The 16,818-nt window shown below is 34.6% G+C and carries 15 protein-coding genes; all 15 read left to right on the plus strand.

From position 1 onward, the window contains the following. Positions 1–38 precede the first annotated feature (38 nt). Positions 39–1,229: a cation:proton antiporter gene (locus tag F7O84_RS02435; protein WP_151141492.1), complete on the plus strand. Its 1,191-nt coding sequence runs from the start codon at positions 39–41 to the stop codon at positions 1,227–1,229. A gap of 118 nt (positions 1,230–1,347) precedes the next feature. Beyond that, positions 1,348–2,052, plus strand: coding sequence for a hypothetical protein (locus tag F7O84_RS02440; RefSeq protein WP_151141495.1), 705 nt, complete (start codon positions 1,348–1,350; stop codon positions 2,050–2,052). 188 nt (positions 2,053–2,240) lie between these two features. Then, positions 2,241–3,716, plus strand: a complete 1,476-nt coding sequence (locus F7O84_RS02445) for a UDP-N-acetylmuramoyl-L-alanyl-D-glutamate--2,6-diaminopimelate ligase (protein WP_151141498.1) — start codon at positions 2,241–2,243, stop codon at positions 3,714–3,716. Positions 3,717–3,720: 4 nt separating this feature from the next. Further along, positions 3,721–5,946: a replication restart helicase PriA gene (gene priA, locus F7O84_RS02450; protein WP_151141501.1), complete on the plus strand. Its 2,226-nt coding sequence runs from the start codon at positions 3,721–3,723 to the stop codon at positions 5,944–5,946. 15 nt (positions 5,947–5,961) lie between these two features. Continuing rightward, positions 5,962–6,435, plus strand: coding sequence for a peptide deformylase (gene def, locus F7O84_RS02455; RefSeq protein WP_151141504.1), 474 nt, complete (start codon positions 5,962–5,964; stop codon positions 6,433–6,435). Position 6,436: 1 nt separating this feature from the next. Then, complete coding sequence (gene fmt, locus F7O84_RS02460) at positions 6,437–7,369, plus strand: methionyl-tRNA formyltransferase (RefSeq protein WP_151141507.1); 933 nt, start codon at positions 6,437–6,439, stop codon at positions 7,367–7,369. Between the two features lie 95 nt (positions 7,370–7,464). Beyond that, positions 7,465–8,178 carry a zinc metallopeptidase gene (locus F7O84_RS02465; protein ID WP_151141510.1) on the plus strand — a complete coding sequence of 238 codons (714 nt, stop codon included), beginning with the start codon at positions 7,465–7,467 and terminating at the stop codon, positions 8,176–8,178. Beyond that, positions 8,171–9,526, plus strand: coding sequence for a 16S rRNA (cytosine(967)-C(5))-methyltransferase RsmB (rsmB, locus tag F7O84_RS02470; protein ID WP_151141513.1), 1,356 nt, complete (start codon positions 8,171–8,173; stop codon positions 9,524–9,526). The genes F7O84_RS02465 and rsmB overlap by 8 nt, the downstream gene beginning before the upstream one ends. 26 nt (positions 9,527–9,552) lie before the next feature. Next, positions 9,553–10,605 (plus strand): dual-specificity RNA methyltransferase RlmN, encoded by a 1,053-nt coding sequence (gene rlmN / locus F7O84_RS02475; RefSeq protein WP_151141515.1) that lies wholly within the window; start codon positions 9,553–9,555, stop codon positions 10,603–10,605. 4 nt (positions 10,606–10,609) lie between these two features. Next, positions 10,610–11,353 (plus strand): Stp1/IreP family PP2C-type Ser/Thr phosphatase, encoded by a 744-nt coding sequence (locus tag F7O84_RS02480; protein ID WP_151141518.1) that lies wholly within the window; start codon positions 10,610–10,612, stop codon positions 11,351–11,353. Next, a complete protein-coding gene (gene pknB / locus F7O84_RS02485) occupies positions 11,347–13,428 on the plus strand; it encodes a Stk1 family PASTA domain-containing Ser/Thr kinase (protein ID WP_151141521.1) in 2,082 nt (693 codons plus the stop codon). Before F7O84_RS02480 ends, pknB begins: the two co-directional genes overlap by 7 nt. A 6-nt stretch (positions 13,429–13,434) precedes the next feature. Continuing rightward, positions 13,435–14,313, plus strand: coding sequence for a ribosome small subunit-dependent GTPase A (gene rsgA, locus F7O84_RS02490; RefSeq protein WP_151141524.1), 879 nt, complete (start codon positions 13,435–13,437; stop codon positions 14,311–14,313). A gap of 2 nt (positions 14,314–14,315) precedes the next feature. After that, the gene (gene rpe, locus F7O84_RS02495; RefSeq protein ID WP_151141527.1) at positions 14,316–14,981 is read left to right on the plus strand and encodes a ribulose-phosphate 3-epimerase; all 666 of its coding nucleotides are present in this window, start codon (positions 14,316–14,318) and stop codon (positions 14,979–14,981) included. Next, positions 14,978–15,628: a thiamine diphosphokinase gene (locus tag F7O84_RS02500; protein WP_151141530.1), complete on the plus strand. Its 651-nt coding sequence runs from the start codon at positions 14,978–14,980 to the stop codon at positions 15,626–15,628. Before rpe ends, F7O84_RS02500 begins: the two co-directional genes overlap by 4 nt. 21 nt (positions 15,629–15,649) lie before the next feature. Next, positions 15,650–16,747, plus strand: coding sequence for a redox-regulated ATPase YchF (gene ychF, locus F7O84_RS02505; RefSeq protein WP_151141533.1), 1,098 nt, complete (start codon positions 15,650–15,652; stop codon positions 16,745–16,747). The last annotated feature ends 71 nt before the right edge of the window (positions 16,748–16,818 follow it).

Here is a 16,818-nt window from a genome sequence, read left to right on the forward strand (position 1 = left end):
TCGGCTTTTTTTATACAAAGAAGAAAGGCGGAATTAAAATGTTATCTAGTTTAGCAATTATATTTTTATTGGGATTATTGTTAGGTGCAATTTTTAATAAACTAAAATTACCAAGTTTGTTAGGGATGATTATCACAGGAATTATAATCAGTCCATTTGCGCTGAATTTAATCGATCAATCTATTTTGATGATTGCGGCAGATTTAAGAAGAATTGCATTGGTCATAATTTTGACAAGAGCAGGGCTTACATTAGACATCACCGATTTAAAAAGAGTAGGAAGACCTGCAATACTGATGTGCTTTGTACCAGCATGTTTTGAAATTGCAGGAGTTATCGTAATAGGAACGAAAGTGCTAAGTATGAGTGTGCTAGATGCGGCTATCATGGGTAGTGTGATTGCCGCTGTATCGCCAGCTGTTGTTGTTCCAAGAATGATTCAACTGATTGAAAAAGGATATGGAAAGAAACATAGTATACCGCAACTTATTATGGCAGGTGCATCCGTGGATGATGTATTTGTTATTGTTATTTTCACAGCACTAACATCATTGGCTACGGGCAAAGAAGTAAGTGCAATGAATTTTATTCAAATTCCTATTTCTATCTTTGTTGGAATTTGTGCTGGAATCGTAGCTGGACTGTTACTTGTTAAATTTTTTAAGTTTATTCACATAAGAGATTCTGTAAAAGTTATCATAATATTAAGTGTTTCATTTTTATTGTTGGAATGTGAGACCAGACTAGAAGGGGTTGTACCTATGTCGGGCTTGCTTGCTATTATGAGCATGGGGATAACCATATATCAAAGCTATCGGGTTTTGGCAAAACGTTTATCGTCAAAATATAATAAGCTTTGGGTCGCGGCAGAAATATTGCTATTTGTTTTAGTCGGAGCAACACTAGATTTAAATTACGCTATGAAATCAGGTATGTTTGCAGTTATTGTGGTCATAGGAGCGTTGATTTTAAGGATGCTAGGTGTGTTTGTATGCCTGATAAAAACAAGTTTAAAAATGAAGGAAAGAATATTTTGTATGGTGGCATACACTCCAAAGGCAACCGTTCAGGCAGCGATAGGAGGTATTCCACTTGCGCTTGGGTTAGCTTGCGGTCAGCAAGTACTAACAGTAGCAGTAGTATCCATACTGATTACAGCACCTTTTGGAGCGATTTTTATGGATAAAAATTATAAACGATTGTTAGAAAAGGACGAAAGAGAAAGATAAGCTATAATGCGAATAAAGGCATTGTTTTGCAAAGAAATATCTGGTAAAATACAAGTATAATAGATTTTATGTTACGATTGTAGGCATGGACGCCCAAACAGATCAAAGGAGTGATTTTATGGCAACAGTTAATCAAATGGCAAATTATAGCTTTCATAATTATTCTTCTAACAGTCCCTATGATTCGACAAGTACGATTCTACGTGACTATGCAAGTGTTAAAAATGGTAGTTATAAGAAGTTATTAAAAGCATATTATGATAAGTCGGATTCGAAAGATTTGAATACATCCATCTCAACCAGCTTAGATTCTTCAAAGACGATTGCAAAGATACATAATGCGGCTTTATCTCTTTCAAGTTCGGCAGATGCATTAAGTGCAAAGGGAAGTAAATCCTTATTTAAAGCAACAGAAGGAAGCTATGATATGGATCGAATTTATAAAGCAGCAAATAGCTTTGTAAATGACTACAATACAATGATTCATGAAGGGGCGAAAGCAGAATCTAAGTCAATATTAAAGTCAACGTTATCCTTGACAAGGCTTTCAAAGTCAAATAAGAATCTGTTGAAGGATATTGGAATTACAGTAGGTAGTAATAATAAGTTAACCATTGACGAAGAGGCTTTTAAGAAGGCAGATATCAATAAAATAAAGACATTGTTTCAAGGGGCGAGTTCCTATGCCGCTAATGTATCAACAAAAGCAGCTAAAATAAAAGGCAACGCGTTAGTAGAAGCTCTTAAATCCAATACATACACAAATAAAGCAAATTATAGTAACACATATTTTGAAGGAGCGATATATAGTAGCTTTTTCTAGATAGACATAATAAAAACCAAATCCATTTTGATGCTGGATTTGGTTTTTTGTCTATAGTACATCTTTGTCAAAGAAGGAGTGTATCGTATTTATATTTGCATGATTTTACTAGATATGGTATTCTAATAGATATGGTTAAATTCTGGCTAAGATAGCATAAAGACTATCATTGCATGGAATTAGGAGGAATGAAAGTGGCGTATTTAAAGAAATTACTTGAGCAAGTAGATTATCAATGTATGCAAGGTACAATTGATGTAGAAGTAGATAAAATTATATATGATTCACGAAAAGTTGAAAAAGATTGCTTGTTTTTTTGCATTCCAGGAACGGTTGTAGATGGTCACACATTTGCTGAGGAAGCAGTATTAAAAGGAGCAACTATACTAGTAATAGAAAAAGAAGTAGTCGTTCCTTCACATGTCACAATCATTAAAGTTGAAAATGTAAGAAAAGCAATGGCGATTATGTCAGCTACTTACTTTGATTATCCAGCAGATAAATTAAAAGTAATTGGTATAACTGGTACAAAAGGAAAGACAACAACTACTTATATGGTGAAATCAATACTTGAAAGTGCAGGGCATAAAGTAGGACTAATTGGGACGATAGAAGCAATCATTGGAGAAGAAAAAATACCAGCTAATAATACGACACCAGAAAGTTATATCTTACAGGAATATTTCTATAAAATGCTAGAAGCAGGTTGTGATATAGCGGTTATGGAAGTATCTTCACAAGGACTCATGATGCATCGTGTTGCAGGATTTTTATTTGAGTTTGGGATCTTTACCAATATTGAGCCTGACCATATCGGACCAAATGAACATGCAAGCTTTGAAGAATATATGGCATGTAAGGGTATGTTATTTCAACAATGTAAGACAGGTATTGTGAATATAGATGATAAACATGCAAAAGACGTAATAGAAGGTCATACCTGTGCAATTGAAACGTTTGGTTTTTCCGAAGGTGCTGATATTAGGGCAACCAATACCAGGTTGGTTTCAGAACCTGGATATCTTGGTGTAACTTATCATGTGTCAGGATTGATAGATTTTGAGGTAGAAATCGATGTTCCAGGGAAATTTAGTGTTTATAACTCTTTGACAGCGATAGCAATTTGCAGACATTTTCATGCAGATATTCAAACCATTCAAAAGGCTTTAAAGGTTGCAAAAGTAAAAGGAAGAATTGAAATGATTCAAGTATCAAACGACTTTACGTTAATGATTGATTATGCTCACAATGCAATGAGCCTTGAGAGCCTTTTGACTACCTTAAAAGAATATAATCCAAAGCGTCTGGTATGTTTATTTGGCTGTGGAGGAAATCGCTCCAAATTAAGGCGTTATGAAATGGGAGAAGTGTCAGGAAGACTTGCTGATTTGACTGTTATAACGTCTGATAATCCAAGAGATGAAGAGCCACAGGTAATTATAGATGATATTAAGATTGGATTAGCAAAGACACAAGGTGACTTTATAGAAATTATAGATCGAAAAGAAGCGATTGCGTATGTCATTGATCATGGTCAAAAGGGAGATGTCATTGTCTTGGCGGGAAAAGGGCATGAAGATTACCAAGAGATTAAAGGTAAAAAGTATCCTATGGACGAACGAGTTATTATTAACGAAATACTAGAGGAAAGAAAGAGTAGGTAAATTCATGTTTGCTAATATCATTATTGATATTTCTCATGAAAAATTAGATAGAACATTTCAGTATATCATTCCGGAAGAAATGAAAGAACAAATACATGCAGGTATGGAAGTTTTGATTCCATTTGGTAATGGGAATCGAATGATAAAAGGCTATGTACTTGAGATAACCGATGTACCTGCATTTGATATTGACAAGATGAAACAAGTCTTTCAGATATCAAAAAACAGCATGCAGATTGAATCACATTTAATTGCGCTTGCAGGGTGGATTAAAGAAAATTATGGTGGTACTATGATTCAAGCTTTAAAAACGGTTATCCCTGTCAAACAAAAGATTAAGTCAAAAGAAAAAAGAAGTCTTGTCCTTCTCTTAGAGGATCAAAAAGCCAATGAACAGTTAGAGTTATATATAAAAAAGAAAAATAAGGCAAGAGAACGATTGCTAAGAGAATTAATAAGAACAAAAGAACTAGATTATGAATTAGCAACAAGTCAGCTTCATATCTCATCTAGCGTTATTAAGGCATTTGTTGAGCAAGAAATAGTTAAAATTGAATCCACTAAAATATATAGAAATCCAGTTTTGGCTAATCAAAAAGATGACTTAAAGATTACATTAAATAAAGAACAACAATATATTGTCGATTCAATCGTAGACGATTTTAATAATAAAAAGAAGAAAACGTATTTGATACATGGAATAACTGGGAGTGGAAAGACGGAAGTCTATATTCATTTGATTCAGGAAGCGGTTAACAATGGAAAGCAAGCGATTGTTCTTATACCCGAAATATCTTTGACGTATCAGACCGTCATGCGTTTTTATAAACATTTTGGAAGTCGAGTATCCATAATCAATTCAAAGTTATCAAGCGGAGAAAGATACGACCAATTTGAGAGAGCAAAAAATGGTGAATTGGATGTCATGATAGGGCCTCGCTCCGCACTGTTTACGCCATTCTCCAATTTGGGTTTTATTATTATAGATGAGGAGCATGAAGGTAGCTATAAAAGTGAAACAGTTCCTAAATATCATGCGAGAGAAACAGCGATTGAACGAGCAAGAATGTCTGGGGCAAGCGTTGTTCTTGGGTCTGCGACACCTTCTATTGATTCTTATTACAAAGCATTAGAGGGTGAATATGAACTTTATAGCCTAAATAAGAGAACAAGTGATAGTGCACTACCAACTGTAGAAATAGTTGATTTGCGTGACGAGTTAAAGGCAGGAAATCGTTCTATTCTAAGTATAAGATTAAGAGAATGTATACAAGATCGTTTGGATAAAAAAGAACAAATCATGTTATTTATCAATCGGAGGGGATATGCAGGCTTTGTTTCTTGCAGAGCTTGTGGTCACGTAATGAAATGCCCAAATTGCGATGTCTCATTATCGGCACACAATAATGGAAAGTTAATTTGCCATTATTGTGGATATGACGAAAAAATGGTAAAACAGTGTCCAACATGTGGGTCTAAGTATATTGGAGGCTTTCGAGCGGGTACACAACAAATAGAAGAGATTGTGCAAAAAGAATATCCACAGGCAAAAGTCCTTCGTATGGATATGGACACCACGAAGTCAAAAGATGGTCATGAAAAGATTTTATCTGCCTTTGCAAATGGAGAAGCTGATATTTTAATTGGAACTCAAATGATTGTAAAAGGGCATGATTTTCCTAATGTGACTTTAGTGGGAGTATTGGCGGCAGATTTGTCACTTTATTCGAATGATTATCATGCATCAGAGAGAACCTTTCAGCTGTTAACACAGGCCGCAGGAAGAGCAGGAAGAGGAGAAAAAAAAGGAGAAGTAGTCATACAAACCTACAGTCCGAAGCATTATAGTATTACCTCCTCTCGTAATCAAAACTATAAAGAGTTTTACGAACAAGAGATTTCTTATCGAGGCATTGCAGGGTATCCTCCGGTTTCCAATATGCTTGCGATATTGATTTCTTCTGATAAAGAAGAATTGGCACAGCAAGGAGCCTGGTTACTAAAAAAACGAATGGATGAAATGCAGTTATCAAATACAGTTGTGATAGGACCAAGTGATTGCACGATTGCAAAAGTAAATAACATCTACAAAAAAGTTATTTATATCAAACAAAAAAAATATGAAACGCTGATTCAAGTGAAAAATAGCATGGAACAATATATAGATATGAATGATAAGTATAAAAATGTAAATGTTCAGTTTGATTTTAATCCAATGAACACATACTAGAATGGAGAAAAAGATATGGCGATTAGAAAAATTAGAGTAATGGGAGACGATTGTCTAAGAAAAAAATGTAGAGAAGTTACAGAAATGACACCAAGAATCAAAGAACTAATTGATGATATGTTTGATACGATGTATGAGGCTTATGGTGTTGGACTTGCGGCACCTCAGGTTGGAGTCTTAAAGCGTATTGTTGTTATTGATACGGATGATAATCCAATTGTATTAATTAACCCTGTGATTCTTGAGACTTCTGGAGAGCAGACAGGAGATGAAGGCTGTTTAAGCGTACCTGGAAAAGCTGGGATTGTGACAAGACCAAATTATGTAAAGGTGAAAGCCTTAGATATTAATATGAAAGAATTTGAACTGGAAGGAACCGAGTTACTTGCAAGAGCGATTTGTCATGAGTGCGACCATTTGGACGGTGTTATGTATGTCGATATCGTCGAAGGTGATTTACATGATGTAACAGCCGACGAGGAGGAATAGTGTGAAGATTGTATTTATGGGGACACCTGAATTTTCAGTGGAGACTTTAGAAAAGTTGATTGAAGCAGGGCATGAGATTTTGGCGGTTGTAACACAGCCAGATAAACCAAAAGGAAGAGGAAAAGCGGTACAATATCCTGCAGTAAAAGAAGCAGCATTAAAGCATGGTATTCTTGTTTACCAGCCAATCAAGGTAAGAGAACCTGAATTTGTTGCAATTTTAAAGGATTTGAATCCTGATGTTATCGTAGTGATAGCTTTTGGTCAGATTTTAACAAAAGAAATATTAGATATACCAAAGTATGGTTGTATTAACGTTCATGCATCTCTTTTACCAAAATATCGTGGAGCGGCACCAATTCAATGGGTTGTGATTGATGGTGAAAAGGAAACGGGTGTTACAACCCAACGAATGGATGTTGGAATCGATACAGGTGATATGATAATGAAGACCGTTGTTCCAATAGCAGAAGAGGAGACAGGTGGAAGTCTTCATGATAAGTTAATGGTAGCGGGTGCTAAGCTTTGTGTAGAAACCTTAAAGAAACTAGAAGATAACACAGCTGTATTTGAAAAGCAAGACGATAGCTTGTCAAATTACGTTAAAATTCTGAATAAATCAATCGGCAACATCGATTGGACAATGTCTGCAATTGAAATTGAACGACTTATTAGAGGGTTAAATCCTTGGCCAAGTGCATATAGTAAATTAAATCATAAAACGATAAAAATTTGGAAAGCTAAAGTAATAGATGATAATAGCAAGTATGAGGCGGGAACCATTTCTGCAATCGGAAAAGATTTTCTTCATATACAGACAGGAAAAGGATTGTTATCGATTCTAGAACTTCAATTAGAAGGGAAAAAGCGTATGCTAATAGAAGATTTCTTAAGAGGAGTTAAATTAGAAATCGGAACGAAGTTAGGAGAATAGTGACAACTAATTTGTGAAATATATTTGAAAATTATGGATTCAGCCAGATTATGGTGTATAATAATCTAACAAATTATTTCAAAGGAGGAATTGTTATGTATGGATTAGGATATGGATATGGTATGTATTACGATCCTACTTATATATTGGTAATTTTAGGAATTATTATAACGTTGGCAGCTTCCGCAAAGGTAAATAGTACCTTTAATAAATATTCAAAGGTTAGAAGTATGTCTGGTATGACTGGGGCTGATGCGGCTAAAAGAATATTAAATTCTGCAGGAATTTATGATGTGTCAATACAGCATATTTCAGGTAATCTTACGGATCACTATGATCCAAAACATAAAGTACTAAGATTGTCAGATAGTGTCTATAACTCAATGAGTGTAGCGGCTATTGGAGTAGCGGCGCATGAGTGTGGTCATGCCATACAAGATCAAAAGGACTATGTACCACTAAGACTTCGCGCTAGTCTGGTTCCAGTAGCAAATATTGGGTCTATGTTAGCATGGCCTGTTATTGTATTAGGACTTATTCTTGGTGCGTTTGAAACCTTAGTTCCAATTGGTATTATTTTGTTTTCAGCGGCGGTATTGTTCCAGATTGTAACCTTGCCAGTTGAGTTTAATGCTTCAAGCCGTGCCATAGCAGTATTAGATAGTACGGGGATACTTGGAGGAGAAGAAATTCGTTACACCAAGAAGGTTTTATCAGCAGCAGCGCTTACTTATGTAGCCAGTGCAGCAGCTTCTATCTTACAGCTGCTTCGACTTGTCTTATTATTTGGAGGAAGAAATCGTGACTAAATCAGTAAATGTAAGAGAACTGATTCTAGGTATTTTATTAGAGGTGACTGAACGTGATGTATACAGTCACCTTATTATACGTAATGTACTAGATAAATATCAGTACTTGGATAAACAAGAAAGAGCTTTTTTGACTAGAGTATCAGAAGGTACGATAGAAAATACCATTCTATTGGATTATATTATTAATCAATTTTCAAAAGTAAAAGTAAATAAAATGAAGCCTGTGATAAGAAATATCTTAAGAATGAGTGTTTATCAATTGAAGTTTATGGACGGTGTGCCAGACTCTGCGGTATGCAATGAAGCAGTGAAATTAGCGACTAAGAAAGGATTTCATAATCTAAAAGGTTTTGTAAACGGTGTACTTAGAAATATTACAAGAAACCTAGACAAAATTGCATATCCAAGTGAAGAAAATGAAAAATCAGAGTATCTATCGATTATGTATTCGATGCCAAAATGGATTGTTGACAAATGGTTAGAAGAATATGAATATTTTGAAGTAAAGAAAATGTTAGAAGGTTTTTTTAATAAAAATAACGTTACCATTCGATGCAATCTAAGTAAGATTTCACCAGAAGAATTAAAAGAAATACTTGAAAAAGAAAATATTAAGGTTGAGGCATCAAAGTACTTGAACTATGCTTTTGAAATAAGTGGATATAATAGAATCAACTTGATTGAAGCGTTTCAAAAAGGATTCTTTCAGATTCAAGATATTAGTTCCATGCTTGTAATAGAAGCAGCCCAAATAAAAGAGCATGATTATGTGATTGATGTTTGTGCTGCACCAGGTGGAAAAAGCTTACATGCAGCAGATAAACTAAATGGTACTGGTTTTGTTCAGGCAAGAGATTTGACTGAGGCAAAGATTGCTTTGATCCAAGAAAATATAGGAAGAACTGGCTTTCAAAATATAGAGGCGAAGCAATTTGATGCGACGGTTTATGATGATACGGCAAAAGAAAAAGCAGACGTTTTGATTGCAGATTTACCATGTTCAGGGCTTGGAGTTCTTGGCAAAAAAACGGATATCAAATATAAGATGACACCACAAAAGCAAAATGACCTAGTGAAACTGCAAAGAGAAATATTACAGATAGTCAAAGATTATGTAAAACCAGGTGGCATTCTCATTTATAGTACCTGTACCATTAATAAAGAAGAAAACTTGGATAATGTAGAATGGTTTATTAATAACTTTGAATTTGAGTTAGAAGATTTTACAAATCAATTAAGTTTGCCATTACAAATTGAATCAGTAAAAGAAGGATATCTTCAATTGTTGCCAGGTCTCTTTGATACAGATGGATTTTTTATCGCCAAATTAAGAAAAGCAAAGTAATTTTTAGAAGGATACTGGGAGGGAAAATGGAGTTAACTGATATAAAATCATTGAGTATAGATGAATTAAAAGAACAAATAAGTTTAATGGGAGATAAAGCGTTTCGTGCAAAGCAAATCTATGATTGGTTACATGTAAAACTAGTAGATGATTTTGACGAAATGACAAACCTATCAAAAGAATTAAAAGAACAATTAAAAAATACATTTCAAATTGTAACCGTTAACCCGATTGAAGTACAAACATCGAAACTGGATGGAACACAAAAATATTTATTTCAATTACAAGATGGAAATGTAATTGAAAGCGTATTGATGAAATACAAACATGGTAATTCGGTCTGTATTTCTTCGCAGGTAGGTTGTAAAATGGGTTGTCGTTTTTGCGCTTCCACAATTGGTGGATTAGAGCGAAATCTTACCACATCGGAAATGTTATCCCAAATCTATGTGATTCAAAGAATGGCAGGTGAACGTGTTTCCAATGTTGTGGTTATGGGAACAGGGGAACCGATGGACAATTATGATAATTTTATTCGATTTGTCAAGATGCTATCAGATGAAAACGGATTAAATATTAGCCAAAGAAATATAACGGTATCTACTTGTGGGTTGGTTCCAAGGATGAGACAACTTGCAGAAGAAAAGTTACAAATTACATTAGCGTTATCCTTACATGCAACAACAGATGAAAAAAGAAAGGCATTAATGCCAATTGCAAATAAATATAGTTTAGAAGAAGTACTTGATGCCTGTAATTATTATTTTGAACAAACGGGACGAAGAATTACCTTTGAGTACAGCTTAGTAGGCGGGGTAAATGATACGAAGGAAGATGCCGAAGAATTAATTAAGCTTGTAAAGCACGTAAATTGTCATGTAAATCTCATTCCAGTGAACCCAATTAAAGAAAGGGACTATGTTCAATCCAACAAAAAAGTTATAGACAATTTCAAAAATAAACTTGAAAAATGCCAAATAAATGTTACTATTAGAAGAGAAATGGGTAGAGATATTGATGGTGCCTGTGGTCAGTTAAGAAAAAGCTATCAAGATAGAAATGCAGAAAGGAAGTTATAAAGTTATGAAGACGTTTTCCATAACGGATGTTGGACAAAAGAGAAATATGAATCAGGACTATGTATATACATCTGAGAATCCAGTGGGGAATCTTCCGAATCTGTTTGTAGTAGCTGACGGAATGGGTGGTCATAATGCCGGAGATTTCGCTTCTAAGTATACAGTGAAGCAGTTAATCAAATTAATTGAGTCAAGTGAAGAAACAAATCCTATTAAAATCATGCGACAATCCATTGAACTGGCAAATATGCAATTGCTTCAAAAGGCAAATGAAAATAGTGAGCTTATGGGTATGGGAACGACTTTAGTTGTGGCAACGATTGTAAAGGAATACATTTATATTGCAAATATCGGTGACAGTCGACTCTATATTATAAATAGTGGTATTAGACAAATTACGAAGGACCATTCGTTAGTTGAAGAAATGATAAGATTAGGTGAAATTGAACGTGAGGATGCCAAGAATCATCCAGATAAAAATATTATTACAAGGGCGATTGGAGCAGCAGAGGAGATTTCAGTTGATTTTTTTGAAATGAAACTAGAAAAAGAAGATACTATCTTAATGTGTTCTGATGGTCTTACGAATATGATAGATGACAATGAGATATGCCAAATTATTAAAAATCAGAAAACACCAGAGCAAAAAGCACAAAAGTTAGTTGAGACAGCAAATAAAAATGGTGGCAAGGACAATATAGCAGTTATAATAATTGAACCATATGTGAGTGAGGTGAAAATATGTTAAGACTTGGAATGTTTCTTGGAGACCGATACGAAATATTAGAGCAAATTGGTTCAGGCGGAATGTCTGATGTATATAAAGGAAAAGATCATAAATTAAATCGTTTCGTTGCTATTAAAGTTTTAAAGAATGAATATAGCAATGATAAAAACTTCGTAAGCAAATTTAGAATTGAAGCACAGTCAGCGGCAGGACTTGCACATCCAAATATTGTTAATGTTTATGATGTTGGTGAAGAAGAAGGAATTCATTATATTGTAATGGAGCTAGTTGAGGGAATTACCTTAAAAAATTATATCCATAAAAAAGGTAAATTATCCGTAAAAGAAGCAATTAGTATTGCGATTCAGATGTCGATGGGAATTGAAGCAGCACATAACAATCACATCATTCATAGGGATATAAAACCGCAAAATATTATCATATCAAGAGATGGAAAGGTAAAAGTAACTGATTTTGGTATCGCTAGAGCCGCTTCTTCCAATACCATTTCTTCTAATGTGATGGGCTCTGTTCATTATACGTCACCAGAACAAGCAAGAGGCGGCTACAGTGATGAGAAAAGTGATATCTATTCACTTGGAATCACCATTTATGAAATGCTTACAGGAAGGGTACCTTTTGATGGAGAAAATACGGTTGCAGTAGCGATTAAACATATTCAAGATGAGATGGATTCACCACGGATATATTCTCCAGAAATTCCGATTAGTTTGGAAAAGATTGTATTTAAGTGTACACAAAAAAGAGCAGACCGACGTTATACTAATATGACAGAAGTAATTTCTGATTTGAAACAATCTTTAATCAATCCCGAGGAAGACTTTGTAAAAATTGTTCCAGAAGAAAACTATGAAAAAACAATTATGATTACCGATGATGAAAGAGGTAAGATTAAAAATGAAGCAGGTAAGATAGGATATGATAACAGAAAAAAAGAGATACCTGTAAAAAAAATCGAAGAGGATGAGGAATTATATGAAGAAGGGGATGAGGAAGAAGACTTAGAAGACTCAGAAGATATGAATCCTACCTTGGAAAAGATTATGAATGTTCTTGGAATTGTTGCAGCTATTATTATTGCATGTATTGCGCTTTACATTGCGGCCAAAGCACTAGGCGTATTTAATGGTTTTGGAAGTAGTGCATCAAAAAAAGATAAGGTAAAGCAAACAACCGAGCAAGAAGCGACAGAACAAGTTGAAATGATAAAGATAGTGGGAAAAACATTAGAAGAGGCGAAGAAGGAGTTAAATGCAATTGGCCTTGGAATTAAAGATTCCTCATATGAAAATTCTGATATATATGAATCGGGTTATGTGATTGCTCAAGATGTAGAAGAAGGAAAAAAGATAGATAAAAATACTACCATTAATGTTACCGTTAGTACGGGAGAAAAAACATTTGAATTGCCAGACGTAGCTGGGCAGGACTCAAATCAGGCAATTAAAACACTTGAGAGTCAATATGAACTAAAGGTTACAACAGATGAGGATTACAGTCAGTCAGTAGCAAAAGGAAATGTGATTTCTACAACGCCGAGTGCAGGGACATCTGTGAAAAAGGGTAGCGAAGTTAAAGTGATAGTAAGCAGAGGGAAAAAAATCAATGAAGTAGAGGTACCAGATATTATAGAAATGTCGGAAGCAGCGGCAAAGTCAGCGATTAAATCAGCGGGCCTAAGTGTGGGTACAATAACATCAGTTTATAGTGCAAAGATTGCAGAAGGTTATGTTGTTACACAAGGATATAAAAAAGGTGATTTAGTCGATGAAGGCACTGCAGTTGATTTTACAGTAAGTATGGGGCCAGAGACAGATACTTCGAATGAGCAATATATAGGAACGATACGGATTGAGAAGTCAGATTTACCAGAAGAATTTACAGAGGGTACATTAAGGCTTGATTTGACACAAAACGGAAAGACAAAAACGGTAGTGGAAGAAGACGTATCCTCCTCTGAATTTCCTTATACACGTCAAATTACAGGAGAAAGTGGAGTAACAACAGGAACCGTCAAGATGTATATTGATGGTGTTGCGGTGGATGGAACTTTCACCATTACATTTTCGGAATAGGATTATATGGAAGGAAAAATAATAAAAGGAATAGCAGGTTTTTATTACGTTCACACAAAAACAAATAAAATCTATGAATGCAAAGCGAAAGGTGTCTTTCGAAAAAATAAAATAAAACCACTGGTAGGAGATAATGTAATTATCGATATCCTAGATGAAAAAGAAGAAAAAGGAAACATCATTTCTGTTTTAGAGCGACAAAATGAATTGGTTCGGCCAGCGGTAGCAAATATTGATCAAGCATTGGTGATTTTTGCTGTTGCTAAGCCCAATCCCAATTTTAATTTGCTAGATCGCTTTCTTATTATGATGGAGAAACAAAATGTAAAAACAATTATTTGTTTTAACAAAAAAGACATTGCAACACAAAAGGAATTAGAATTGTTAAAAGATACCTATATTCGTTGTGGATATCATATTGTTTTTACAAGTGCTAAATTCGAAGATGGGATGGAAAAAATAAGAGAATTAATCAAGGGAAGAACAACTGCTGTCGCAGGACCATCAGGAGTTGGTAAATCTTCTCTTATTAATGTGCTTCAACCAAAAGCATTGATGGAGACAGGTGCAATCAGTGAGAAAATTGATCGCGGAAAACATACCACAAGACACTCGGAGCTTATATGGATCGAAGAAAATACCTATATTATGGATACCCCTGGATTTAGTTCTTTGTACATTGATGATTTAGAAAAAGAAGAATTAAAGGATTATTTTCCTGAGTTTATAGAATATCAAGATGGATGTAAATTCCAAGGATGTATGCATGTGAATGAACCAAAATGTATGGTGAAACACGCACTTGATGAGGGGAAAATCAGTCAGATTCGCTATAACAATTATGTTGAAATGTTTCATGAACTAAAAGATAAAAGGAGATACTAACTATGTTAAAACTATCACCGTCAATTCTTGCGGCCGATTTTAAAAATCTATCCGAGGATATCATTAAGGCAGATCAAGGAGGAGCGCAGTATATTCATATTGATGTAATGGATGGAGATTTTGTACCAAGTATTTCTCTTGGTATGCCTGTGATTCAATCGATTCGAAGTTGTACCGATAAAGTATTTGATGTGCACTTGATGGTAAGTAATCCTGAAAGATATATCGATGACTTTGTTGAAGTTGGTGCAGACATCATTACAATTCATGCTGAGGCTTGTAAGCACATTGACAGAACACTCAATTATATCAAGCAAAAAGGAATCAAGGCAGGAATTGCATTGAATCCAGCCACTCCATTATCCGCATTGGATTACGTTCTAGAGCTAGCAGATATGATATTAATTATGACAGTGAATCCAGGATTTGGTGGACAAGTCTTTATTGATGGAATGCTTCAAAAGGTGTCTACGCTTAGAGAGATGTTAAACAAAAAAGGTCTGAATACAGATATTCAGGTAGATGGAGGCATCACACTTAGTAATGTAAGTCAAATAATACAGGCAGGCGCTAATGTAATTGTCGCGGGGTCAGCCATCTTTAACGGGGATATTAAAGAGAATACCCAATCATTTATTCAAATTATGAAAGAGCATGAAAAAGCATGAAAACACTTATCATTTCGGGTGGAAAAATAAATCAGAATTTTTTGTTGAGTTTTATGAAAGAAAATAATTTTGATACGATCATTGGTGTGGATAAAGGGATAGAGATGTGTTACCAATTAAACATTATCCCTTCTGTTTTGATGGGCGATTTTGACTCGATAAAAGAGAGTGTGTTGAAAAAATATGAAGAGACTGACATTGAAATAAAAAGATTTAAACCTGAAAAAGATGATACAGATACGCAGATGGCACTTTACTATGCGGTACAGATTGGTAGCAAAGAGATAGCAATCGTTGGAGGATTTGGAAGCAGAGTGGATCATTTGCTAGGTAATATACAAAGTCTTTGTATACCGCTTGAAAAAAATATTCTATGCTATATGGTTGATGAAAATAATAAGGTTATGTTATTAAAAGATTCATATGAGGTGAAAAAATCAGAGCAGTTTGGAAATTACTTATCGTTACTTGCTCTTTCGAATGAAGTAACAAAACTAACGGTAACAGGCGTTAAATACCCTCTATATGAATATACCCTAACCAACCATGCAGGTGGATTTGGCGTTAGTAATGAAATATTAAAAGAAACAGCAAGGATAGAGTTTGATACAGGGATTTTAATTATGATACAATCAAGAGATGAATGAGAAGCAGAAAGGAAATATCAAATGAAATTAGGAATCGTTGGTTTACCAAATGTAGGAAAAAGTACGTTATTTAATTCTTTAACAAAAGCAGGAGCAGAGTCTGCAAATTATCCATTTTGTACAATCGATCCAAACATTGGAATCGTAACTGTACCAGATGAAAGACTTACCCTTCTAGGGAATTTGTACTCGTCTAAAAAAGTCACACCTGCTGTGATAGAATTTGTTGACATAGCTGGGCTTGTAAAGGGAGCTTCAAAGGGGGAAGGACTAGGTAATCAGTTCTTATCTAATATACGTGAAGTGGATGCGATTGTTCATGTGGTTCGATGCTTTGAAGATACCAATGTGATTCATGTGGATGGAAATGTGAATCCATTACGAGATATCGAAACAATTAATTTAGAATTGATTTTTTCAGATATTGAAATATTAGAAAGAAGGATTGCTAAAACGAGTAAAGGAGCAAGAAATGACAAAGCCCTTGCCAAAGAACTTAATTTCTTGAACAAAATTAAAAGTCATTTAGAAGATGGGAAATTAGCAAAAAGTTTTGAAGTAAATGATGAGGAAGAAAAAGATTTCATAACTTCTTATAATCTTTTAACATACAAGCCAGTTATCTTTGCAGCAAATGTAGTAGAAGATGATCTTACTGATGATGGACAAAGCAATGAATATGTAAGTGCTGTAAGAGATTATGCAAAGGCAGAGAATAGCGAAGTATTTGTGATTTGTGCAAAAATTGAACAAGAAATTTCTGAGCTTGATGAGGAAGAAAAGAAAATGTTTTTAGAGGATCTTGGTTTGAAAGAATCAGGACTTGAAAAATTAATTAAAGCAAGTTATAGCCTTCTTGGTTTGATTAGCTATTTAACAGCTGGTGAAGATGAAACAAGAGCGTGGACCATTAAAAAAGGAACAAAGGCGCCAGGAGCGGCTGGAAAAATCCACTCTGATTTTGAAAGAGGATTTATTCGTGCAGAAGTGGTAAATTATCAAGATTTACTAAATTGTGGATCGTATTCTGCAGCAAAAGACAAAGGTCTTGTTGGCTTGGAAGGAAAGGAATATGTAGTAAAAGACGGGGATGTAATCCTATTTCGTTTTAACGTCTAAGAAAAATAACAGGTATTTTTGCATACATTTTATCCAACTTTGTCAACGAATCGTCGAAAATTGCAAAATAT

It is taken from the genome of Candidatus Galacturonatibacter soehngenii (assembly GCF_008830185.1).
In the GTDB taxonomy this organism is placed as follows: Bacteria; Bacillota; Clostridia; order Lachnospirales; family Lachnospiraceae; genus Lachnotalea; species Lachnotalea soehngenii.

What these genes read in the sequence shown, in the direction of transcription:
- F7O84_RS02435 (WP_151141492.1), top strand. Translation starts at nt 39, where the DNA reads ATGTTATCTAGTTTAGCAATTATATTTTTATTGGGATTATTGTTAGGT.
- F7O84_RS02440 (WP_151141495.1), top strand. Translation starts at nt 1,348, where the DNA reads ATGGCAACAGTTAATCAAATGGCAAATTATAGCTTTCATAATTATTCT.
- F7O84_RS02445 (WP_151141498.1), top strand. Translation starts at nt 2,241, where the DNA reads ATGAAAGTGGCGTATTTAAAGAAATTACTTGAGCAAGTAGATTATCAA.
- priA (WP_151141501.1), top strand. Translation starts at nt 3,721, where the DNA reads ATGTTTGCTAATATCATTATTGATATTTCTCATGAAAAATTAGATAGA.
- def (WP_151141504.1), top strand. Translation starts at nt 5,962, where the DNA reads ATGGCGATTAGAAAAATTAGAGTAATGGGAGACGATTGTCTAAGAAAA.
- F7O84_RS02465 (WP_151141510.1), top strand. Translation starts at nt 7,465, where the DNA reads ATGTATGGATTAGGATATGGATATGGTATGTATTACGATCCTACTTAT.
- rlmN (WP_151141515.1), top strand. Translation starts at nt 9,553, where the DNA reads ATGGAGTTAACTGATATAAAATCATTGAGTATAGATGAATTAAAAGAA.
- F7O84_RS02480 (WP_151141518.1), top strand. Translation starts at nt 10,610, where the DNA reads ATGAAGACGTTTTCCATAACGGATGTTGGACAAAAGAGAAATATGAAT.
- pknB (WP_151141521.1), top strand. Translation starts at nt 11,347, where the DNA reads ATGTTAAGACTTGGAATGTTTCTTGGAGACCGATACGAAATATTAGAG.
- rsgA (WP_151141524.1), top strand. Translation starts at nt 13,435, where the DNA reads ATGGAAGGAAAAATAATAAAAGGAATAGCAGGTTTTTATTACGTTCAC.
- rpe (WP_151141527.1), top strand. Translation starts at nt 14,316, where the DNA reads ATGTTAAAACTATCACCGTCAATTCTTGCGGCCGATTTTAAAAATCTA.
- F7O84_RS02500 (WP_151141530.1), top strand. Translation starts at nt 14,978, where the DNA reads ATGAAAACACTTATCATTTCGGGTGGAAAAATAAATCAGAATTTTTTG.
- ychF (WP_151141533.1), top strand. Translation starts at nt 15,650, where the DNA reads ATGAAATTAGGAATCGTTGGTTTACCAAATGTAGGAAAAAGTACGTTA.